We start from the raw sequence: 20601 nt of genomic DNA on the forward strand, positions 1-20601 counted from the left end.
ATGTACAAGTTCTTCTTCCACCTGGTCTTCAAGCGGATGGACCCCGAGGAGGCCCACTACCTGGCCTTCCGCTGGATCCGGCTCGCCGCCCGCGTCCCCGTGCTCCGCACGTACGTCGCGGCCGTCCTCGCGCCCCGCTACGAGGAGCTGCGCACCGAGGCCCTGGGCCTGCGGATGCACGGCCCGTTCGGCCTCGCGGCCGGCTTCGACAAGAACGCGGTCGCCATCGACGGCATGTCGATGCTCGGCTTCGACCACGTCGAGATCGGCACGGTCACCGGTGAACCCCAGCCCGGCAACCCCAAGAAGCGGCTGTTCCGCCTCGTCGCGGACCGCGCCCTGATCAACCGCATGGGCTTCAACAACGAGGGCTCCGCCGCCGTCGCCGAGCGCCTGCGCACCCGGACGCCGGTCTTCAGGACCGTCGTCGGCGTCAACATCGGCAAGACCAAGGTCGTCCCGGAGGCCGACGCCGCCGCCGACTACGTGAAGTCGACCGAGCGGCTCGCCGCCCACGCCGACTACCTCGTCGTGAACGTCTCCTCGCCGAACACCCCCGGCCTGCGCAACCTCCAGGCCACCGAGTCGCTGCGCCCGCTGCTCACGGCCGTCCGCGAGGCCGCCGACCGCACCGTCACCGACCGCCGCGTCCCGCTGCTGGTCAAGATCGCGCCCGACCTCGCGGACGAGGACGTGGACGCCGTCGCCGACCTCGCCCTGGAGCTGGGCCTGGACGGCATCATCGCCACCAACACCACCATCGCCCGCGAGGGCCTCGGCCTGAAGTCCGACCCGGAGCTGGTCGCCGAGACCGGCGGCCTGTCCGGCGCGCCCGTCAAGGCCCGCTCCCTGGAGGTCCTGCGCCGGCTGTACGCGCGCGTGGGCGACCGGATCGTCCTCGTCGGCGTCGGCGGCATCGAGAACGCCGAGGACGCCTGGCAGCGGATCCTCGCCGGCGCGACCCTGATCCAGGGCTACAGCGCCTTCATCTACGAGGGCCCGTTCTACGCCCGCGCGATCCACAAGGGCCTGGCCGCCCGCCTGGCCGCCTCCCCGTACGCCACCCTCGCCGAGGCCGTCGGCGCCGACACCCGAAAGGCATCCAAGTGACCCTCGAACCGTTCGGGACCCGCCTGCGCTCCGCCATGGACGAGCGCGGTCCGCTCTGCGTCGGCATCGACCCGCACGCCTCCCTGCTCGCCTCCTGGGGCCTGAAGGACGACGTCGACGGCCTGGAGACCTTCACCCGCACGGTGGTGGAGGCGCTGGCCGAGACGGTCGCCGTCTTCAAGCCGCAGTCCGCGTTCTTCGAGCGCTTCGGCTCGCGCGGCATCGCCGTCCTGGAGCGGGCCGTCGCCGACCTGCGCGCGGCGGGCGGCCTGGTCGTCATGGACGCCAAGCGCGGTGACATCGGCTCCACCATGGCCGCGTACGCGGAGACCTTCCTGCGCCCTCAGTCCCCGCTGTTCTCGGACGCGCTGACGGTCTCCCCGTACCTCGGCTACGGCTCGCTGAAGCCGGCCGTGGACCTCGCCCGGGAGTCCGGCGCGGGTCTGTTCGTCCTGGCGCTGACGTCGAACCCGGAGGGCGCCGAGGTCCAGCGGGCGGTCCGGGAGGACGGCCGCACCATCGGCGCGACCATGCTGGCGCACCTGGCCGCCGAGAACGCGGGGGAGAGCCCGATGGGCTCCTTCGGCGCGGTCGTCGGCGCCACCCTGGGCGACCTGTCCTCGTTCGACCTGGACATCAACGGGCCGCTGCTCGCCCCCGGCATCGGCGCGCAGGGCGCGATGGCCGCCGATCTTCCGGCGGTCTTCGGTTCCGCGGTGCGCAACGTGGTGCCGAACGTGAGCCGCGGCGTCCTGAAGGAGGGCCCCGACGCGGCCGCGCTGAGGGCCGCCGCCGAGCGGTTCGCGGACGAGATCCGGGCCGCCGTCGCCGTCTGACCCGTCCGTGCCGTCTCAACTGTCGAAAGGCGAGGGGCGAAAAACCCCGGCATAATGCCTGGATTGTCCTGGTCGGTGATGCCAGACTCGATCCTGACCAGGACTTTTCGTCTGTTCTCGCTGACTGGAGCGGTCTTGGCCGCTAGTCTCCGACGCAGAGTTCTCGTGGCGAACGGCCCAGGCCACCGCCATGCGACTCGCCGTGTGTGGAGCGTCCGCGTTCCTCGGCGGCCCGTATCCGACAGTTCGACATCCGAGGTGACGTAGGCGTGGCTCTTCCGCCCCTTACCCCTGAACAGCGCGCAGCCGCGCTCGAAAAGGCCGCCGCGGCTCGCCGGGAGCGGGCCGAGGTCAAGAATCGACTCAAGCACTCCGGCGCCTCCCTCAACGAGGTCATCGACCAGGGCCAGAAGAACGATGTCATCGGCAAGATGAAGGTCTCGGCGCTGCTCGAGTCCCTGCCGGGCGTCGGCAAGGTCCGTGCCAAGCAGATCATGGAGCGGCTCGGCATCTCCGAGAGCCGCCGCGTGCGGGGTCTCGGCACGAACCAGATCGCCGCGCTGCAGCGGGAGTTCGGCAGCACGAGCGCCTGAGTCCGGGACGGCGTCCCGGGCACACCCGCAAAGCTGGAATAATCGCTGCATGGCAGCAGAGGTACGTCCGCGGCTGACCGTGCTCTCCGGCCCCTCCGGGGTCGGCAAGAGCACGGTCGTCGCTCATATGCGCAAGGTCCACCCCGAGGTCTGGCTCTCGGTGTCGGCCACGACACGGAAGCCCCGGCCCGGCGAGAAGCACGGTGTCCAGTACTTCTTCGTCTCCGACGACGAGTTCGACAAGCTGATCGCCAACGGCGAACTCCTCGAGTGGGCCGAGTTCGCGGGCAACCGCTACGGCACGCCCCGTCGCGCGGTCCAGGACCGCCTGGAGGCCGGCGAGCCGGTACTGCTGGAGATCGACCTCCAGGGAGCCCGCCAGGTCAAGGAGTCCATGCCGGACTCCCAGCTGGTGTTCCTGGCCCCGCCCAGCTGGGACGAGCTGGTCCGGCGGCTCACCGGCCGCGGCACCGAGTCGCCCGAGGTGATCGAGCGCCGGCTGGAGGCCGCCAAGGTCGAGCTGGCCGCCGAAACCGAGTTCGACACCACCCTTGTCAACACCTCCGTCGAGGACGTAGCACGTGAGCTGCTAGCCTTGATGGAAGTTCTTTGATCTTTTTCCCATCTGTCGGAAGGTAGAGCGTGTCCTCTTCCATCACCGCGCCCGAGGGCATCATCAACCCGCCGATCGACGAGCTGCTCGAGGCCACGGACTCGAAGTACAGCCTCGTGATCTACGCGGCGAAGCGCGCGCGTCAGATCAACGCGTACTACTCCCAGCTGGGTGAGGGCCTGCTGGAGTACGTCGGTCCGCTGGTGGACACCCACGTCCACGAGAAGCCGCTCTCGATCGCTCTGCGCGAGATCAACGCGGGCCTGCTGACCTCCGAGGCCATCGAGGGCCCGGCGCAGTAAGCACGAAACGCTTGTCACCACAGGCCCGGCGGAACAACCGCCGGGCCTGTGGTGTCTCATGGAGTCGTACGCATCTGACGTCGTACGCGGTCGAGTGCGGGGAGTGGCAGTGGTGACGAAGCCGAAGGTCGTTCTGGGGGTCAGCGGCGGCATCGCCGCGTACAAGGCCTGCGAGCTGCTGCGGCGGCTCACGGAGTCCGGCCACGACGTGCGCGTCGTCCCCACCGACTCGGCGCTGCACTTCGTCGGCGAGGCCACCTGGTCCGCGCTCTCCGGCAACCCGGTCTCCACCGAGGTGTGGGAGTCCGTCCACGAGGTCCCGCACGTCCGCATCGGCCAGGCCGCCGACCTCGTGATCGTCGCCCCCGCCACCGCCGACATGCTGGCCAAGGCCGCGCACGGGCTCGCCGACGACCTGCTCACCAACACCCTGCTCACCGCCCGATGTCCGGTGGTCTTCGCGCCCGCCATGCACACCGAGATGTGGGAGCACCCGGCCACCCAGGAGAACGTGGCCACCCTGCGTCGCCGCGGCGCAGTGGTCATCGAGCCCGCGGTCGGCCGGCTCACCGGCGTCGACACCGGCAAGGGCCGGCTGCCCGACCCCGCCGAGATCTTCGAGGTCTGCCGGAGGATTCTGTCCCGCGGCACGGCCGCGCCGGACCTCGCCGGCCGTCATGTCGTGGTCAGCGCCGGCGGCACCCGTGAACCGCTCGACCCGGTCCGCTACCTCGGCAACCGCTCCTCCGGCAAGCAGGGCTACGCCCTCGCCAAGGCCGCCGCGGCCCGCGGCGCGCGGGTCACCCTCATCGAGGCCAACACCGGCATCCCCGACCCGGCGGGCGTCGACGTCGTCCACGTCGGCACCGCGCTCCAGCTGCGCGAGGCGGTCGTGAAGGCCGCCCCGGACGCCGACGCGGTGGTGATGGCGGCGGCCGTCGCCGACTTCCGTCCGGCCGTCTACGCCCCCGGCAAGATCAAGAAGAAGGACGACGGCGGCGCGCCCACGGTCGAGCTGGTGCGCAACCCGGACATCCTGGCGGAGATCTCCGCCGACCGCGTCCTGGACGGGCAGGTGGTCGTCGGTTTCGCCGCCGAGACCGACGACGTCCTCGCGAACGGCCGTGACAAGCTCCGCCGCAAGGGATGCGACCTGCTCGTGGTCAACGAGGTCGGGGAGCGCAAGACCTTCGGCCAGGAGGAGAACGAGGCCGTGATCCTCGCCGCCGACGGCGCCGAGACGCCGGCGCCGTACGGGCCGAAGGAGGCCCTCGCCGAGACGGTGTGGGACCTCGTCGCGCCGCGGCTGCGTCCGCTGCCCGCGTAACCACTCCGGTACCATCGGGAGAAACCGTACATCGGCGACACAGCGTGATCGAGGTGTGCGGAGCTGGTCCTTTCGGGCGCGAAAGGGGGCCATTCGCCGTAAGGGAAATGACCATTTCCCGGGTGATCCGGCTCCCACCTTGCGAGACACCTGGTCATACGCCCGAGAGCGCCCGATAAACTGTTCTCGGAACGACGCGGGGCGCAGCCCCCTGCTGTTCCGTAAATGATCAGCCAGCAGCCGCTGCAACCACAGGGAGCGTTGTGTCCCGTCGTCTGTTCACCTCGGAGTCCGTGACCGAGGGTCACCCCGACAAGATCGCTGACCAGATCAGCGACACCATTCTCGACGCGCTGCTCCGGGAGGACCCCACCTCCCGCGTCGCCGTGGAGACCCTGATCACCACCGGCCTGGTCCACGTGGCCGGCGAGGTCACCACCAAGGCCTGGGCGGACATCCCCACCCTGGTGCGCAACAAGATCCTCGAGATCGGGTACGACTCCTCGAAGAAGGGCTTCGACGGCGCGTCCTGCGGCGTCTCGGTCTCCATCGGGTCGCAGTCCCCGGACATCGCGCAGGGCGTCGACACGGCGTACGAGAAGCGCGTCGAGGGCGACGAGGACGAGCTGGACAAGCAGGGCGCCGGCGACCAGGGCCTGATGTTCGGCTACGCGTCGGACGAGACCCCCGAGCTCATGCCGCTGCCGATCTACCTGGCACACCGGCTCTCCCGCCGCCTCACCGAGGTCCGCAAGAACGGCACCATCCCGTACCTGCGCCCCGACGGCAAGACCCAGGTCACCATCGAGTACGACGGCGACAAGGCCGTCCGCCTCGACACGGTCGTGGTCTCCTCGCAGCACGCCTCCGACATCGACCTCGACTCGCTGCTCGCGCCCGACATCCGCGAGTTCGTCGTCGAGCACGTCCTGAAGCAGCTCGTCGAGGACGGCATCAAGCTGGACACCGACGGCTACCGCCTGCTGGTCAACCCGACCGGCCGCTTCGAGATCGGCGGCCCGATGGGCGACGCCGGCCTCACCGGTCGCAAGATCATCATCGACACGTACGGCGGCATGGCCCGCCACGGCGGCGGCGCGTTCTCCGGCAAGGACCCGTCCAAGGTCGACCGCTCGGCCGCCTACGCCATGCGCTGGGTCGCCAAGAACGTGGTGGCCGCCGGCCTCGCCTCGCGCTGCGAGGTCCAGGTCGCCTACGCCATCGGCAAGGCGGAGCCGGTCGGTCTCTTCGTCGAGACCTTCGGCACCAACGCCGTCGAGACGGAGAAGATCGAGCACGCCATCGGCGAGGTCTTCGACCTCCGCCCGGCCGCGATCATCCGCGACCTCGACCTGCTGCGCCCGATCTACGCCCAGACCGCCGCGTACGGCCACTTCGGCCGTGAGCTGCCGGACTTCACCTGGGAGCGGACCGACCGCGTCGAGGCGCTGCGCAAGGCCGCCGGTATCTGACGCGTTCCCCTCGTGCCCGTACGGCCCCGGACCTGCTGGTCCGGGGCCGTCGGCGTTGTCGGTGCCGTTTGGTAGGAATGGGGCTGTGAGCAGCGACAACCAGACCCCCGAAGGCGGGCCGGAGGCCGGCGGGCCGCCGGAGCAGCTCGCGCTCATCCGGGAGAGCGTGCGCAAGGCGAAGGCGCCCCGCGCCAAGCCGCGCACCTGGCGCGGGGCGTCGCTGGCCAAGGAGCTGCCGGTCGCCCGGATCGTGGTCAACAAGGGCGTGCTCCATCTCGACCGGTACTTCGACTACGCCGTCCCCGAGGAGCTCGACGAGGCCGCGCAGCCCGGCGTGCGGGTCCGGGTGCGGTTCGGCGCCGGGTCGGGCAAGGTGCGGGACGGGCGGCGCGAGGGCGGCCGGCTCATCGACGGCTTCCTCGTCGAGCGGCTCGCCTCCTCCGACTACACCGGGCCGCTGGCCGCGCTCGCCGACGTGGTGTCGCCCGAGCCGGTGCTCAGCCCGGAGCTGCTGGCGCTGGCGCGGGCGGTCGCCGACCGGTACGCGGGGAGCCTCGCCGACGTGCTGCAGCTCGCGATCCCGCCGCGCAGCGCGCGCGCCGAGTCCCGTCCCTCGCCCGCGCCGCTCCCGCCGCCGCCCGCGCCGGAGCCGGGGAGCTGGACGCGGTACGAACGCGGCCCGGCGTTCCTGGAGTCGCTGGCCCGGGGCGGGGCGCCGCGAGCGGTGTGGAACGCGCTGCCGGGGCCGTCCTGGGCCGAGGAGCTGGCCCGCGCCGTGGCCGCGACGCTCGCCTCGGGGCGGGGAGCGCTGGTCGTCGTGCCCGACGGGCGGGCGGTCGCCCGGGTGGACGCGGCGCTGACCGCGGCCCTGGGGGAGGGACGGCACGCGGTGCTCACCGCGGAGGCCGGTCCCGAGAAGCGGTACGGGCAGTGGCTCGCGGTGCGGCGGGGCGCGGTGCGGGCGGTCGTCGGCACGCGGGCCGCGATGTTCGCGCCGGTGCGGGATCTGGGCCTTGTGGCGATCTGGGACGACGGCGACGGCAGCCACAGCGAGCCGCACGCACCGCAGCCGCACGCCCGTGACGTCCTGCTGCTGCGCGCCGCGCACGACCGGTGCGGCTTCCTGCTGGGCTCGCTGAGCTGCACGGTCGAGGCGGCGCAGCTGGTCGAGTCGGGGTGGGCCGGGCCGCTCGTCGCCGGGCGCGAGCAGGTACGGGCCGCGGCGCCTCGGGTGCGGACGGTGGGCGACGAGCAGCTCGCCCGCGACGAGGCGGCGCGGGCGGCGCGGCTGCCGTCGCTGGCGTGGGCGGCGGTCCGGGACGGGCTGCGGACGGGGCCGGTCCTGGTCCAGGTGCCGCGGCGCGGGTACGTGCCCCGGCTGGCCTGCGAGCGGTGCCGGACGCCCGCGCGCTGCCGGCACTGCGCGGGGCCCTTGGAAGCCCCCGAGCAGCAGGAGCTGCGGTGCGGGTGGTGCGGGCGCGGCGCGCCGGACTGGCACTGCGTGGCGTGCGGCTCGGTGCGGCTGCGGGCCCAGGTGGTGGGCGCGCGGCGCACGGCGGAGGAGCTGGGGCGGGCGTTCCCGGCGGTGCCGGTGCGAACCTCCGGGCGCGACCACGTGCTGGACACGGTGCCGGGGCGGCCGGCGCTGGTCGTCTCGACCCCCGGTGCGGAGCCGGTCGCCGAGGGCGGCTACGCGGCGGCGCTGCTGCTGGACGGCTGGGCGATGGTGTCCCGGCCCGATCTGCGGGCCGGGGAGGAGGCGCTGAGGCGCTGGATCGACGCGGCCTCGCTGGTGCGGGGGCAGGGGGAGGGGGGCACGGTGGTCGTCGTCGCCGAGCCCACGCTGCGGCCGGTGCAGGCGCTGGTGCGGTGGGATCCGGTGGGCCACGCCCAGCGGGAGCTCGCGGAGCGGGCGGAGCTGGGGTTTCCGCCGGTGTCCCGGATGGCGTCGGTGGCGGGGCCGGTGGACACGGTCCTGGGCTTCCTGGCGTCCACGCCGCTGCCCCCGGACGCGGAGATCCTCGGCCCGGTCCCGCTGCCCGTCGTCCGCCCGGGCGGTACGAGCCGCCCCGGAGACCCGCCGCCGGGCGAGCCCTGGGAACGCGCCCTGGTCCGCGTACCGCCGGGCACGGGGGCGGCGCTGGCCGCGTCCCTGAAACAGGCCCAGGCGTCCCGTTCCACCCGAGGCCCGGCGACGACCCCGATCCGCATCCGGGTGGACCCCCCGGACATCGGCTGACGGTCGCGGGGGTGGCCGGGCACCTCCCGCCTCCGGCGGGCCCACCCCGAGCGGGCTCCGCCCCGTACGGCGACGAGCCGCCCCTTCCCGTCGTGTGGCGGGTGGGCGGCTCGGCGGGGTCCGCGTCAGCCGTTGCGGGGGCCCGGGAAGGCCGGGGGGCGGGGGTCGTCGCGGAGGGGCTGGGGCGGCATCGTGCGGGCGGCGGGGACGGCAGGGACGGCGGGAACGGCGGGGGGAACCGGGAGGGTACGGGTCGTGCCCTCCTCGGGCGCGCCCGGCTGGGGCGCGCGGCGGGCGCCGTAGCGGCGGTGGACCGCCTGCTTGGTCACCCCGAGCGCCGAGCCCACCGCGTCCCACGAGAAGCCCAGCGAACGGTCGAAGTCCACCGCCGCGGTCACCAGGGTCTCGACGCTGTCGCGGAGTTCCTGCGCGAGGCGGACGGTCGGGGCGGGCGCGCGCCCGTAGACGACGAAGCCCGTCGACGGGCCGGAGCGGCGCGGGCGGTACACATTGCCCAACTGGGCCGTGAGCGTGCGCAGTGCGTCCACCTGCCGCCGGACCCGCTCGATGTCCCGCACCAGCAGGTGCAGACTTGCCCGGGCTTGGGCGTCGTGGGTTGCGTGGTCGGCCATGTGCAAGCCTCTCGAACCGGCGTGTGAAGGGGGCGGGGCCGCAGCGCTGCCGCGGCGGCCCGATTCGGTCAATCTCTCTTGACCAACGCGCCACCCGTGCTTGGGTCACGCTTCAGGGGCGTACACGCATATGCACAAGCCGGGCACACCGCAACACGCCCCCTCGTGCCGCGGCCTAGACTGGTGCGCTGCCCTCCCCCAAGCTCTCGGCTGCGTTCGAGCAGGGAGGTACCCCATCGCCCCGAGACGAGGTCAACCCGAGTGAAGCTGGTCTTCGCAGGCACCCCCGAGGTCGCCGTCCCCGCCCTGGACGCCCTGCTCGCCTCCGGCCGGCACGAGGTGGCCGCCGTCGTCACCCGCCCCGACGCCCCCGCCGGCCGCGGCCGGCGGCTCGTCGCCAGCCCCGTCGCCCAGCGCGCCGAGGAGGCGGGCATCGAGGTGCTGAAGCCGGAGCGGCCGCGCGACGAGGCGTTCCTGGCCCGGCTGCGCGAGATCGCCCCGGACTGCTGCCCCGTCGTCGCCTATGGCGCGCTGCTGCCCCGCGTCGCCCTCGACATCCCCGCCCACGGCTGGGTCAACCTGCACTTCTCGCTGCTCCCGGCCTGGCGCGGCGCCGCGCCCGTGCAGCACTCCCTGATGGCCGGCGACCAGGTCACCGGCGCGTCCACCTTCCTGATCGAGGAGGGGCTCGACTCCGGCCCCGTCTACGGCGTGATCACCGAGGACGTCCGGCCCACCGACACCAGCGGCGACCTGCTCACGCGCCTCGCGTTCGCCGGCGCGGGCCTGCTCGCCGCCACCATGGACGGCATCGAGGACGGCACCCTCAAGGCCGTCCCGCAGCCCCCCGAGGGGATCACCCTCGCCCCGAAGATCCAGGTCGAGGACGCCCACGTCGACTGGGCCGCCCCTGCCCTGCGCGTCGACCGCGTGGTCCGCGGCTGCACCCCCGCCCCCGGCTCCTGGACCGCCTTCCGCGGCGAGCGGCTCAAGCTCATCCAGGCCGCGCTCGTGCCGGACCGTACCGACCTCGCCCCGGGCGAGCTCTCGGCCGGCAAGAACAACGTGTACGTCGGCACCGGCTCCCACGCGGTCGAGCTGCTCTGGGTCCAGCCGCAGGGCAAGAAGCCCATGCGGGCCGCCGACTGGGCCCGCGGCGTACGCATCGCGCCCGGCGAGACCGTCGGCGGCTAGCGGCAGCGGACGGGGCGGGCGGGGCGGACGGCCGCGGACGCCCGTGGACGGCCGGGCCGTCGCGCCGACGTAGGCTGGGAGGGTACGTCCTCTTCCTTCCTTACGCGGAGCACCTTTGAGCGAGCAGGCCCGTCGCCGTCCCCCCAAGCCCTACCGCCGGCCCAAGAAGGACCCGGTCCGGATCCTCGCCTTCGACGCGCTGAGGGCGGTGGACGAGCGCGACGCCTACGCCAACCTCGTCCTCCCGCCGCTGCTGAAGAAGGCCCGCGAGCAGGAGGGCCCGGACCGGTTCGACGCCCGCGACGCCGCGCTCGCGACCGAGCTGGTGTACGGGACCCTGCGCCGCCAGGGCACGTACGACGCGATCATCTCGGCCTGCATAGACCGGCCGCTGCGCGAGGTCGACCCGCCGGTGCTCGACGTGCTCGCGCTCGGCGCGCACCAGCTGCTCGGGACCCGGATCCCCACGCACGCCGCGGTGTCCGCCAGCGTCGAGCTCGCGCGCGTGGTGCTGGGCGACGGCCGGGCCAAGTTCGTCAACGCCGTGCTGCGCCGCATCGCGCAGCACGACCTGGACGCCTGGATCGAGCAGGTCGCCCCGCCGTACGACGAGGACGCCGAGGACCACCTCGCGGTCGTCCACTCGCACCCCCGCTGGGTCGTCTCGGCGCTCTGGGACGCGCTCGGCGGCGGCCGGTCCGGCATCGAGGAGCTCCTGGCGGCCGACAACGAGCGCCCCGAGGTCACCCTCGTCGCCCGCCCCGGCCGCTCCACCACCGCCGAGCTGGCCGAGGCCGCCGAGACGGTGCCGGGCCGCTGGTCCCCGTACGCGGTGCGGCTCGCCGAGGGCGGCGAGCCCGGCGCCCTCGACGCCGTCCGGGACGGCCGGGCGGGCGTCCAGGACGAGGGCAGTCAGCTGGTCGCGCTCGCCCTCGCCAACGCCCCCGTCGACGGCCCCGACGAGCGCTGGCTCGACGGCTGCGCCGGCCCCGGCGGCAAGGCCGCCCTGCTCGGCGCGCTGGCCGCGGAGCGCGGCGCGGCGCTGTTGGCCTCCGAGAAGCAGCCGCACCGCGCCCGGCTCGTCGAGCGGGCGCTGGCCGGCAACCCCGGCCCGTACCAGGTCATCGCCGCCGACGGCACCCGTCCGCCGTGGCGGCCCGGCTCCTTCGACCGGGTCCTGATGGACGTCCCCTGCTCCGGCCTGGGGGCCCTGCGCCGCCGTCCGGAGGCCCGCTGGCGGCGGCGCCCCGAGGACTTCGACGGCTTCGCCCCGCTGCAGCGGGGGCTGCTGACGGAGGCGCTGAAGGCGGTGCGGGTCGGCGGAGTCGTCGGGTACGCGACCTGCTCCCCGCACCTGGCCGAGACCCGGGTCGTCGTCGACGACGTCCTGAAGCGGACCGGCGGGGCCGAACTGATCGACGCGCGCCCGCTGATGCCCGGCGTTCCCGCGCTCGGCGACGGTCCGGACGTCCAGCTCTGGCCGCATGTGCACGGCACCGACGCCATGTACCTGGCGCTGATCCGCCGCACGGCCTGAGCCGAAGGCGCGTTTGATTCGTCGGGATTGGGGTGGTCTAGACCGGTCCGGGCCACCCCAGTTTCGTCCGGAACTCCATCCGAAACCGCTTCGCGGCAAAGAACCGCCCAAGAGCATGGCAGGCTTGGCTCATGGCGCAGATCAACCCGAGCATTCTGTCCGCGGACTTCGCCCGTCTCGCCGAGGAGGCGAAGGCGGTCGACGGCGCCGACTGGCTGCACGTCGACGTGATGGACAACCACTTCGTGCCCAACCTGACCCTGGGCGTGCCCGTGGTCGAGTCGCTGAGCCGCGCGACGCGGACCCCGCTCGACTGCCACCTCATGATCGAGGACCCGGACCGCTGGGCCCCGCAGTACGTGGAGGCCGGCGCGGGTTCCGTCACCTTCCATGTGGAGGCCGCGGCCGCGCCCGTCCGCCTCGCGCGGGAGATCCGGGCCAAGGGGGCGCGGGCGTCCATGGCGCTCAAGCCGGCCACGCCGATCGAGCCGTACGAGGACCTGCTCCCCGAGCTGGACATGCTGCTGATCATGACCGTGGAGCCCGGCTTCGGCGGCCAGTCGTTCCTCGACATCATGCTGCCGAAGATCCGCCGCACCCGTGAGCTGATCTCCAAGCACGGTCTGGAGCTGTGGCTGCAGGTCGACGGCGGCGTCGCGGAGTCGACGATCGAGCGCTGCGCCGAGGCCGGCGCGGACGTCTTCGTCGCCGGCTCGGCGGTCTACGGGGCGCAGGATCCGGCCGAGGCGGTCCGGTCCCTGCGGGCCAGGGCGGAGTCCGCGACGGCCTCCGCTGCGTGGGCGTGTGGCCACTGAGCCTCGGGCAGATGAACGTGGTCCGACGGGCGGCCGACAGGTCTGATCAAGGCCCGCGGGATCTGACAGGATGGACGAAGAGTCCACAGTGTGAACAGCGGCGGCGACTGCACGGCAGTGGCTGAGCAGCGGTACGTGAACAGCGGTACGTGAACAGCAGTGAGGAGATCGCGGTGGCGGGTATGTCGGCGGGACGGTCAGCCCTGCGGATGGGACCCGCGGAGCTGGTGCAGGCGGCTGCCATGGCGCGCCGCTTCTACCTGGAGGGCAAGTCCAAGATCCAGATCGCGGAGGAGTTCGGCGTCAGCCGCTTCAAGGTGGCCCGCGTTCTGGAGACGGCGCTGGAGCGGGATCTCGTACGCATCGAGATCCGCGTCCCCGCCGAACTGGACGCCGAACGCTCCGACGCGCTCCGCGCCCGGTTCGGGCTGCGGCACGCGGTCGTCGTCGAGTCTCCTGCGGAGGGCGTGGACGAGTCGCCCGACCCGGAGAACCTCGGCGAGGTCGCGGCCGATCTGCTCGGCGAGCTCGTGAACGAGGGTGACGTCCTGGGCCTGGCCTGGGGACGCTCGACCATCCACATGGCGGCGGCCCTCGACCGCCTGCCGCCCTGTACGGTCGTGCAGCTCACGGGCGTGTACGACGCCGGGACCGCCGAGCGCGGCTCCGTCGAGGCGGTCCGCCGCGCCGCGCAGGTCTCCGGCGGCGAGGCGCACCCCATCTACGCGCCGATGCTGCTGCCGGACCCTGCCACGGCGGCTGCTCTGCGCAACCAGACCGGGATCGCGCGGGCCTTCGAGTACTTCGACAAGGTCACCGTCGCCTGCGTCTCCATCGGCTCCTGGGAGCCGGGCATCTCCACCGTCCACGACATGCTCACGGACGAGGAGCGGGCCCACTACGCCTCCCTGGGCGTCGCGGCCGAGATGTCCGCGCACCTCTTCGACGCCGAGGGCCGCCGGGTCGGCCGCGACCTGGGGGAGCGCTGCATCACCGTCGAGGCGGACCGGCTGCGCCGGATCCCCGAGGTCGTGGCGATCGCCGGCGGCCAGCGCAAGGCGGCGGCGATCGGCGCGGTGCTCCGCTCCGGCCTGGTGACCAGCCTGGTCACCGACCGCTCGGCGGCCGACTTCCTGCTGTCCGAGTCCACGCCCGGCCCGCGCCCGGCGCTCGACCGCGCGGACCCGGACGGCGTCTGAGCGGCTCTCGGAGGATCCGACAATCCGCTTCGGCGAGTCCTGGATGTTGCGCCCGGCCTGACTCCAGGACGGGCGTGGGAGAATGAACTACGTGCTTTTTCCCCTGGCTGAAATGCCTAGGGGCCGATCCGATCGACTGGGATGTTCAGCACGTGCGTTTCCTCAATGACGTCAAGCCGCCGTACGACCTGACGTACGACGATGTGTTCATGGTGCCGAGCCGCTCGGCCGTGGGTTCCCGCCAGGCCGTGGACCTCTCGTCGCCCGACGGCACCGGGACCACGATCCCGCTGGTCGTGGCCAACATGACCGCCATCGCCGGCCGCCGCATGGCCGAGACGGTCGCCCGGCGCGGCGGACTCGTCGTGATCCCCCAGGACATCCCGATCGAGGTCGTCACCGACGTCATCTCCTGGGTCAAGGGCCGTCACCTGGTCCTGGACACCCCGATCGTCCTGGAGCCGCACCAGACCGTCGCCGACGCGCTCGCGCTGCTGCCCAAGCGGGCGCACGAGGCCGGCGTCGTCGTCGACGCCGACCGCCGCCCCGTCGGCGTCGTCACCGACGCGGACCTGTCCGGCGTGGACCGCTTCACCCAGCTGTCCGAGGTCATGTCCAAGGACCTGCTGCTCCTCGACGCCGCCATCGAGCCGCGCGAGGCCTTCACCATCCTGGACAGCGCCAACCGCCGTTACGCCCCCGCGGTGGACGCCGACGGCCGCCTGGCCGGCATCCTCACCCGCAAGGGCGCGCTGCGCGCCACGCTGTACACCCCGGCCACCGACGCCAACGGCAAGCTGCGCATCGCCGCCGCCGTCGGCATCAACGGCGACGTCGCGGGCAAGGCCAAGCAGCTCCTCGACGCCGGCGTGGACACGCTCGTCATCGACACCGCGCACGGCCACCAGGAGTCGATGATCAGCGCCATCCGGACCGTCCGGGGCATCGACCCGCACGTCCCGATCGTCGCCGGCAACATCGTCGCCGCCGAGGGCGTCAAGGACCTGATCGAGGCGGGCGCGGACATCATCAAGGTCGGCGTCGGCCCCGGCGCCATGTGCACCACCCGCATGATGACCGGCGTCGGCCGGCCGCAGTTCTCCGCCGTCATGGAGTGCGCCGCCGAGGCGCGCAAGTACGGCAAGCACGTCTGGGCCGACGGCGGCGTCCGGCACCCGCGCGACGTCGCCATGGCGCTCGCCGCCGGCGCGTCCAACGTGATGATCGGCTCCTGGTTCGCCGGCACGTACGAGTCCCCGGGCGACCTGCAGCACGACGCCCAGGGCCGTGCGTACAAGGAGTCCTTCGGCATGGCCTCGGCCCGCGCCGTGAAGAACCGCACCAGCGACGAGTCGTCCTACGACCGGGCCCGCAAGGCGCTGTTCGAGGAGGGCATCTCCACCTCGCGCATGTTCCTCGACCCGCAGCGTCCGGGCGTCGAGGACCTCATCGACTCGATCATCGCGGGCGTCCGCTCCTCCTGCACCTACGCGGGCGCGAACAACCTCGCCGAGTTCGAGCGGAACGCCGTCGTCGGCATCCAGTCCGCCGCCGGCTACGCCGAGGGCAAGCCGCTGCACGCCAGCTGGAGCTGACCGGCGGCTAGTCCGCACCGATGCCGACGCCGCGGGCCCCCGGGAGACCTCTCCCGGGGGCCCGCGGCGTTCCGGCGAACCCCGCGTCGCGCAGCGCCCCCGCCACCGCCCGCGCGATCAGCGCATGGCCGCGGTCGTTGGGGTGGAGGCCGTCCGCGAGGTCCTGAGGGCCGAGGACGTCGCGGCCGGACAGCAGGGCCAGCCGGTCGTCCCCGGCCGCCACGCGGTCGCGTACGGCCTCCTCCATGGCCGCCCGCAGCTCCGCCAGGGTCGCGCCCAGCGCGTTGCGGGTCGACTCGGCCTCCGGGCGCAGCACGGGGGAGAGCAGCAGCAGCGGCGTACGCGGCCGGCCGGCGCGCACCAGGGCCAGGAACGCCCGGGTGGTCTCGTACAACAGCGGGGCGGAGTGCGGGATCCGGCCCCAGCAGTTCGTGCCGAAGGCCAGCGTCAGCAGCTGCGCGGGCAACGCCGCCAACTGCTCCGCGATGGGCAGCTCTCCGCGCGCCGCCCCCGCGTAGCCCAGGTTCACCGCGTCCAGGCCCAGCGCCCGGCCCGCGACCGCCGGCCAGGAGTGCGCCGGCCGGGTGGACCACCAGCCCTCGGTGATCGAGTCGCCGTGCACCACCCAGCGCGGCCTGGCCGGGGCGGGCGCGACCGCGCCGCCGACCGCCCGCAGCGCCAGCAGTCGAGGGGCCGCCCACTCGGGCGGATGGACCGTGAACGGCCCCGGGCGCGGCGGGAGTTCGAGGACCACCACGGCGTCCTTCGCCGGCCGGGCGAAGGTCTCGCCGAGCAGCCGGCCGCCCTCCCACAGCGCGAAGCAGTGCGCCAGCTCCCGCAGCGCGTCCGCCCGCCCGGGAACCCGCGCCCGGTAGTGCAGCGCCACCGCCCGGGTGCCCGGAGCGGCCGTGAACTCCAGCCGCACGCCGATCGGCAGCGCCGCCCGCTGCGCCGCATCCCACGGCAGCCGGTCCAGGTCCGCCGGGTCCGCGCGCAGCGCCCGGCCCCGCTCGTCGAACCACGCCGTGCCCCGCAGGAAGGGCCCGGCGTCCTGCCACGTCCCGTCCGTGCCGTCCGTTCCGTGCGTTCCGTCCGGTTCCATGGCGGTGCAGAGTGCGTCATCGGCCATGAGAAGTCCATGCCCGTGAAGGCGGGTCTGCCACCCCCCGGGCGGAGGGCGCCGAAACGCCCCGATGTGTCGATTCGTGCACCGGGGCGCAATGTTTCCCCGGTTGTGCCGCAAGTGCGCAATGATCATCTGTCGCTGCGCAACAACCCTGCATTACAAGTGCAAGCTCTGACCGTTTAGGCTCATGCCTCGTACCAGGAGTGGCGTCGACCGCCTGCTCGGCGGTTCCCCCTCCCGTGGGCTGCGTTCGCGCGCCCGCCTGCCGCCGCGGTCGTCGCCTACCCGACAGGCAGCGATAAGGAGCCCCACGCAGTGCTGGACCACGGCGCAGCCCCAACGGTCGACGAGACGACCGCCCGCAAGACTTCCGGGCTCTCCGCCCTGACCCGGCGCAAGCCGGTAGAACGCCTGGTCGCCGAGGGTGGCCAGGGTGAGGGCGGCTCGCTCCGCCGCTCGCTGTCCATGTGGCAGCTGACGATGATCAGCATCGGCGCCACGCTCGGCACCGGCATCTTCGTCGTCCTCGGCGACGCCGTCCCCAAGGCCGGCCCCGCGGTCACCCTGGCGTTCGTCATCGCCGGTCTCACGGCGCTCTTCTCGGCCCTCTCCTACGCCGAACTGGCCGGCACCATCCCCGTGGCCGGCTCCTCCTACTCGTATGCGTACGCAACGATGGGCGAACTCGTCGCCTGGGTCTGCGGCTGGTGTCTGGTCCTCGAGTACGGCGTCTCGGTGGCCGCGGTGGCGGTCGGCTGGGGCGAGTACCTCAACGAGCTGCTCGACGGCACCATCGGCGTCACCATCCCGGCGCTGCTCTCCTCGGCGCCCGGCGAGGGCGGCGTGATCAACCTGCCGGGTCTGATCGTCGTGCTCCTCGCGATGGTGTTCCTGCTCGGCGGCGCCCGCGAGTCCGCGCTGGTCAACACCATCATGGTGTTCGTGAAGATCGCCGCGCTCGTGCTGTTCTGCGCCATCGGCTTCATGGGCTTCAAGTCCGGCAACTACAAGGACTTCATGCCGCTCGGCATGGCGGGCGTCAGCGCCGCCGGCGCCAGCCTGTTCTTCTCGTACATCGGCTTCGACGCCGCCTCCACCGCCGGTGAGGAGGCGAAGGACCCGAAGCGCGACCTGCCCCGCGCGATCATGCTCTCGCTGCTGATCGTCACGGTGCTCTACGTGGCCGTCGCGGCCGTCGCCGTCGGCGCCTGGAACTGGAAGAAGTTCGAGGGCTCCGAGGCCTCCCTCGCCGCGATCATGAACGACGTCAGCGGCCAGACCTTCTGGGGCACCCTGCTCGCCCTCGGCGCCGTGATCTCCATCGCCAGCGTCGTCCTGACCGTGCTCTACGGCCAGACCCGCGTCCTGTTCGCCATGTCCCGCGACGGCCTCGTCCCCAAGGTCTTCGCCAAGGTCAACCCCAAGACCGGCACCCCGCGCGTCAACACGGTCATCGTCTCGCTGTTCTGTGGCGCGCTCGCCTCCGTGATCCCGCTGGGCAAGCTCGTCGACGCCACCAGCATCGGCACCCTGTTCGCCTTCGGTCTGGTCAACATCGCGGTCATCGTGCTCCGGTACACCCGCCCCGACATGGAGCGCACCTTCCGGGTGCCGCTCGGCTGGCTGTTCCCGGTGCTCGGCTTCCTGTTCTGCGCCTACAACATGTTCAGCCTGGACACCGTCACCTGGGTGGTCTTCGGTTGCTGGATGGCCGCCGGACTCGTGTTCTACTTCCTGTACGGCATGCGCCGCTCCCGACTGGCCACCGCGGCCGTGGCCACCGACGCAGAGAAGTGATCCACCCGTAGTGCGACTCAACGACCTCGACGAACGCATCGTCCACGCCCTCGCGGAGGACGCCCGACGCTCGTACGCCGACATCGGCTCGCTCGTCGGCCTGTCCGCCCCCGCCGTGAAGCGGCGCGTGGACCGGCTGCGGGCCGACGGCGCAATCACCGGCTTCACCGTCAGGGTGGACCCGGCGGCGCTCGGCTGGGAGACCGAGGGCTTCGTCGAGATCTACTGTCGCCACAACACCTCGCCGGACGACATCCGGCGAGGTCTGGAGCGATACCCCGAGGTGGTGTCCGCGTCGACCGTCACCGGCGACGCGGACGCCGTCGTCCAGGTCTTCGCCTCGGACATGCGGCACTTCGAGCGGGTCCTGGAGCGGATCGCGGGCGAGCCCTTCGTGGAGCGCACCAAGTCCGTCCTGGTGCTCTCGCCGCTGCTGCGGCGCTTCTCCTCGGGCTCGCCCGCGTAGTCCTGAGGGCCGCGGGGCCGGTGCGGTGCGGGCCGTGGTTCCCGCACCGCACGCCGGCCGCCCACCCCCGTGGGGCGGTCTATTCGGCCGGGTACGGGACCTCCCACGGCGTCACGTGGAAGTCGCCCGTCCCGGCCTTCGTCTTCTCGAAGGGCGCCGAGCTCAGGCACGGCGGCACCTCCAGGTCCGTTTCGCGGCCGACCCAGCTGTAGCCGAGGCGGTCGCGCTTGCCGAGGTCGTGCACCGAGACGCCGACCCGCTTGTTCTTCAGGTCCTTCATGTCGGTCTCGACGATCACGCCCGTCACCACGGCGACCTTGCCGCCGGTGACCAGGCAGTCCACCTTCGCCACGGCGTAGCCGCCCCCGCCGCCCTTGTAGTGGCTGAAGCGGAAGGTGCCGGTGGCCGCCTGCGGGTCCTTGACGTCCTTCGCCGCCAGATGCGCGTCGAAGCTGAACGTGATGTCGTCGCTCGCCACCCGGTACAGCTTCGCCGTCCCGGTCAGCGCCGCGGCCTCCCGCTCGCCCCGGCGGTCGCCGTCCCCCGAGGCGACGGCGGAGCCGGCCGCCCCGGCGGTCATCAGCAGCGCGGCGGCGACGGCGGCGAACTTCGTACGGCGGTTCATCTCGTGGTCCTTTCGGCTGGTCAACCGGACGACCACCACTCTTCCGCGGCCAGCCGCCCCGGGCGTCGGGCCGCAGGACGGTTCGGGTCTCCGCCGCGCGGCGGGGGAGGCGTACGCCCCGGGGCGGAGCGGGCGCGCAACGAATCGCCGCGGAGCCCGGCAACCGCGCAACGGTTCCACGGTCGGTCCGCAACGGTCCCGTCTTGTCCCGGCATGAGCCCGAACCGTACCGTTTTGACGTCTCCCCGCCACCCGCTCGTCACCCCGCCGAGGTCCGCCCATGCCGCCGCTGCGCACCGCTCTGCTGCAGAGCTCCGGAGTGCCCGGCGACGTCCCCGCGAACCTCGCGCTCCTGGGCGAGGCGGCCGCCCGGGCCGCCGCCGCGGGCGCCGGGCTGCTGATCACCTCCGAGCTCTTCCTCACCGGCTACGCCGTCGGCGAGGACCTCGCCCGGCTGGCCGAGGCCGCCGACGGCCCCGCCGCCCGTGAGATCGCCGAGCTCGCCGCCCGGCACGGCCTGGCGATCGTGCACGGCTACCCCGAGCGGGCCGGCGAGCGCCTGTACAACGCCGTCCGGCTCACCGGCCCCGACGGCGCCGCGCTCGCGGACTACCGCAAGACCCACCTGTACGGCGACTTCGAGCGGCAGTGGTTCACGCCCGGCGACGAGCACGTCGTCCGGGCCGAGCTGCACGGCCTCCGCATCGGCCTGATGATCTGCTACGACGTCGAGTTCCCGGAGAACGTCCGGGCGCACGCGCTCGCCGGGACGGACCTCCTCGCGGTGCCGACCGCGCAGACGGCGTCGTACGCGTTCGTCGCCGAGTCCGTGATCCCGGTCCGGGCCTTCGAGAACCAGATGTACGTGGCGTACGTGAACCGCACCGGCCACGAGGGCCCCTTCGACTTCGCGGGCCTGTCCTGTCTGGCCGGGCCCGACGGCACGGTCCGCGCCCGGGCAGGCCGAGGCCCGGAACTGGTCCTCGGCGACGTCGACCCCGACCTTCTCGCTGCCTCCCGGACCGCCAATCCGTATCTGCGCGACCGCCGCCCCGGCCTCTACACCGCGCTCACCACCTGAGCGCCCCCCCCGCCTCCCCTCCCTCTCCCCGTTCGTCCCGCA

General features: G+C 73.0%; 19 protein-coding genes. 16 read left to right on the forward strand and 3 right to left on the reverse strand.

Translation table 11 applies throughout. The features are described 5' to 3' along the window. The 8 genes from ACGFMM_RS30170 (at nucleotide 1) to ACGFMM_RS30205 (ending at nucleotide 8492) form a co-directional block, all read left to right on the forward strand. A complete protein-coding gene (locus ACGFMM_RS30170) occupies nucleotides 1-1110 on the forward strand; it encodes a quinone-dependent dihydroorotate dehydrogenase (RefSeq protein ID WP_393649640.1) in 1110 nt (369 codons plus the stop codon). Continuing rightward, a complete protein-coding gene (gene pyrF / locus ACGFMM_RS30175; protein ID WP_393649641.1) occupies nucleotides 1107-1946 on the forward strand; it encodes an orotidine-5'-phosphate decarboxylase in 840 nt (279 codons plus the stop codon). The genes ACGFMM_RS30170 and pyrF overlap by 4 nt, the downstream gene beginning before the upstream one ends. Nucleotides 1947-2215: 269 nt before the next feature. Beyond that, nucleotides 2216-2539, forward strand: a complete 324-nt coding sequence (gene mihF, locus ACGFMM_RS30180) for an integration host factor, actinobacterial type (protein WP_393649642.1) — start codon at nucleotides 2216-2218, stop codon at nucleotides 2537-2539. A gap of 49 nt (nucleotides 2540-2588) precedes the next feature. After that, on the forward strand, nucleotides 2589-3152 hold the full coding sequence (gene gmk / locus ACGFMM_RS30185) for a guanylate kinase (RefSeq protein ID WP_393649643.1): 564 nt from the start codon (nucleotides 2589-2591) through the stop codon (nucleotides 3150-3152). A 29-nt stretch (nucleotides 3153-3181) separates the two neighbouring features. Continuing rightward, nucleotides 3182-3454 carry a DNA-directed RNA polymerase subunit omega gene (gene rpoZ, locus ACGFMM_RS30190; protein ID WP_005319902.1) on the forward strand — a complete coding sequence of 91 codons (273 nt, stop codon included), beginning with the start codon at nucleotides 3182-3184 and terminating at the stop codon, nucleotides 3452-3454. A 58-nt stretch (nucleotides 3455-3512) separates the two neighbouring features. Next, complete coding sequence (coaBC, locus tag ACGFMM_RS30195) at nucleotides 3513-4781, forward strand: bifunctional phosphopantothenoylcysteine decarboxylase/phosphopantothenate--cysteine ligase CoaBC (protein WP_393649644.1); 1269 nt, start codon at nucleotides 3513-3515, stop codon at nucleotides 4779-4781. Between the two features lie 263 nt (nucleotides 4782-5044). Beyond that, complete coding sequence (gene metK / locus ACGFMM_RS30200) at nucleotides 5045-6253, forward strand: methionine adenosyltransferase (RefSeq protein ID WP_393649645.1); 1209 nt, start codon at nucleotides 5045-5047, stop codon at nucleotides 6251-6253. 85 nt (nucleotides 6254-6338) lie between these two features. After that, on the forward strand, nucleotides 6339-8492 hold the full coding sequence (locus ACGFMM_RS30205; RefSeq protein WP_393649646.1) for a primosomal protein N': 2154 nt from the start codon (nucleotides 6339-6341) through the stop codon (nucleotides 8490-8492). A gap of 125 nt (nucleotides 8493-8617) precedes the next feature. On the opposite strand, the gene ACGFMM_RS30210 is transcribed toward ACGFMM_RS30205, so the two are convergent. Then, entirely contained in the window at nucleotides 8618-9124 is a 507-nt protein-coding gene (locus ACGFMM_RS30210) for a hypothetical protein (RefSeq protein ID WP_393649647.1), read from the reverse strand. A 261-nt stretch (nucleotides 9125-9385) separates the two neighbouring features. On the opposite strand from ACGFMM_RS30210, the gene fmt reads away from it, so the two are divergent. From fmt to ACGFMM_RS30235, 5 genes are all read left to right on the forward strand, one after another. Next, on the forward strand, nucleotides 9386-10318 hold the full coding sequence (gene fmt, locus ACGFMM_RS30215) for a methionyl-tRNA formyltransferase (RefSeq protein ID WP_393649648.1): 933 nt from the start codon (nucleotides 9386-9388) through the stop codon (nucleotides 10316-10318). A 115-nt stretch (nucleotides 10319-10433) separates the two neighbouring features. After that, nucleotides 10434-11855, forward strand: coding sequence for an RsmB/NOP family class I SAM-dependent RNA methyltransferase (locus ACGFMM_RS30220; RefSeq protein ID WP_393649649.1), 1422 nt, complete (start codon nucleotides 10434-10436; stop codon nucleotides 11853-11855). A 131-nt stretch (nucleotides 11856-11986) separates the two neighbouring features. After that, nucleotides 11987-12670, forward strand: coding sequence for a ribulose-phosphate 3-epimerase (gene rpe, locus ACGFMM_RS30225; protein WP_393649650.1), 684 nt, complete (start codon nucleotides 11987-11989; stop codon nucleotides 12668-12670). 149 nt (nucleotides 12671-12819) lie between these two features. Next, entirely contained in the window at nucleotides 12820-13869 is a 1050-nt protein-coding gene (locus tag ACGFMM_RS30230; RefSeq protein WP_393649651.1) for a sugar-binding transcriptional regulator, read from the forward strand. 152 nt (nucleotides 13870-14021) lie between these two features. Further along, nucleotides 14022-15464, forward strand: coding sequence for a GuaB1 family IMP dehydrogenase-related protein (locus tag ACGFMM_RS30235; protein ID WP_393649652.1), 1443 nt, complete (start codon nucleotides 14022-14024; stop codon nucleotides 15462-15464). A 7-nt stretch (nucleotides 15465-15471) separates the two neighbouring features. On the opposite strand, the gene ACGFMM_RS30240 is transcribed toward ACGFMM_RS30235, so the two are convergent. Beyond that, nucleotides 15472-16593 carry a GDSL-type esterase/lipase family protein gene (locus ACGFMM_RS30240; RefSeq protein ID WP_393649653.1) on the reverse strand — a complete coding sequence of 374 codons (1122 nt, stop codon included), beginning with the start codon at nucleotides 16591-16593 and terminating at the stop codon, nucleotides 15472-15474. A 312-nt stretch (nucleotides 16594-16905) separates the two neighbouring features. Here ACGFMM_RS30240 and ACGFMM_RS30245 point away from each other — a divergent pair, with 312 nt between their 5' ends. Both ACGFMM_RS30245 and ACGFMM_RS30250 read left to right on the forward strand, forming a co-directional pair. Then, complete coding sequence (locus tag ACGFMM_RS30245; protein ID WP_393649654.1) at nucleotides 16906-18387, forward strand: amino acid permease; 1482 nt, start codon at nucleotides 16906-16908, stop codon at nucleotides 18385-18387. 10 nt (nucleotides 18388-18397) lie between these two features. Further along, nucleotides 18398-18853, forward strand: coding sequence for an Lrp/AsnC family transcriptional regulator (locus tag ACGFMM_RS30250; protein WP_393649655.1), 456 nt, complete (start codon nucleotides 18398-18400; stop codon nucleotides 18851-18853). A 79-nt stretch (nucleotides 18854-18932) separates the two neighbouring features. Here ACGFMM_RS30250 and ACGFMM_RS30255 read toward each other — a convergent pair whose 3' ends face one another. Then, a complete protein-coding gene (locus ACGFMM_RS30255; RefSeq protein ID WP_393649656.1) occupies nucleotides 18933-19478 on the reverse strand; it encodes a Repetin in 546 nt (181 codons plus the stop codon). Nucleotides 19479-19758: 280 nt separating this feature from the next. On the opposite strand from ACGFMM_RS30255, the gene ACGFMM_RS30260 reads away from it, so the two are divergent. Beyond that, on the forward strand, nucleotides 19759-20559 hold the full coding sequence (locus ACGFMM_RS30260; protein WP_393649657.1) for a carbon-nitrogen hydrolase family protein: 801 nt from the start codon (nucleotides 19759-19761) through the stop codon (nucleotides 20557-20559). Nucleotides 20560-20601 lie beyond the last annotated feature (42 nt).

This window comes from Streptomyces sp. NPDC048604, from assembly GCF_043199435.1.
Taxonomy (GTDB): Bacteria; Actinomycetota; Actinomycetes; order Streptomycetales; family Streptomycetaceae; genus Streptomyces.

What these genes read in the sequence shown, in the direction of transcription:
- ACGFMM_RS30170 (WP_393649640.1), top strand. Translation starts at nt 1, where the DNA reads ATGTACAAGTTCTTCTTCCACCTGGTCTTCAAGCGGATGGACCCCGAG.
- gmk (WP_393649643.1), top strand. Translation starts at nt 2,589, where the DNA reads ATGGCAGCAGAGGTACGTCCGCGGCTGACCGTGCTCTCCGGCCCCTCC.
- coaBC (WP_393649644.1), top strand. Translation starts at nt 3,513, where the DNA reads ATGGAGTCGTACGCATCTGACGTCGTACGCGGTCGAGTGCGGGGAGTG.
- ACGFMM_RS30210 (WP_393649647.1), bottom strand. Translation starts at nt 9,124, where the DNA reads ATGGCCGACCACGCAACCCACGACGCCCAAGCCCGGGCAAGTCTGCAC.
- rpe (WP_393649650.1), top strand. Translation starts at nt 11,987, where the DNA reads ATGGCGCAGATCAACCCGAGCATTCTGTCCGCGGACTTCGCCCGTCTC.
- ACGFMM_RS30240 (WP_393649653.1), bottom strand. Translation starts at nt 16,593, where the DNA reads ATGGCCGATGACGCACTCTGCACCGCCATGGAACCGGACGGAACGCAC.
- ACGFMM_RS30255 (WP_393649656.1), bottom strand. Translation starts at nt 19,478, where the DNA reads ATGAACCGCCGTACGAAGTTCGCCGCCGTCGCCGCCGCGCTGCTGATG.
- ACGFMM_RS30260 (WP_393649657.1), top strand. Translation starts at nt 19,759, where the DNA reads ATGCCGCCGCTGCGCACCGCTCTGCTGCAGAGCTCCGGAGTGCCCGGC.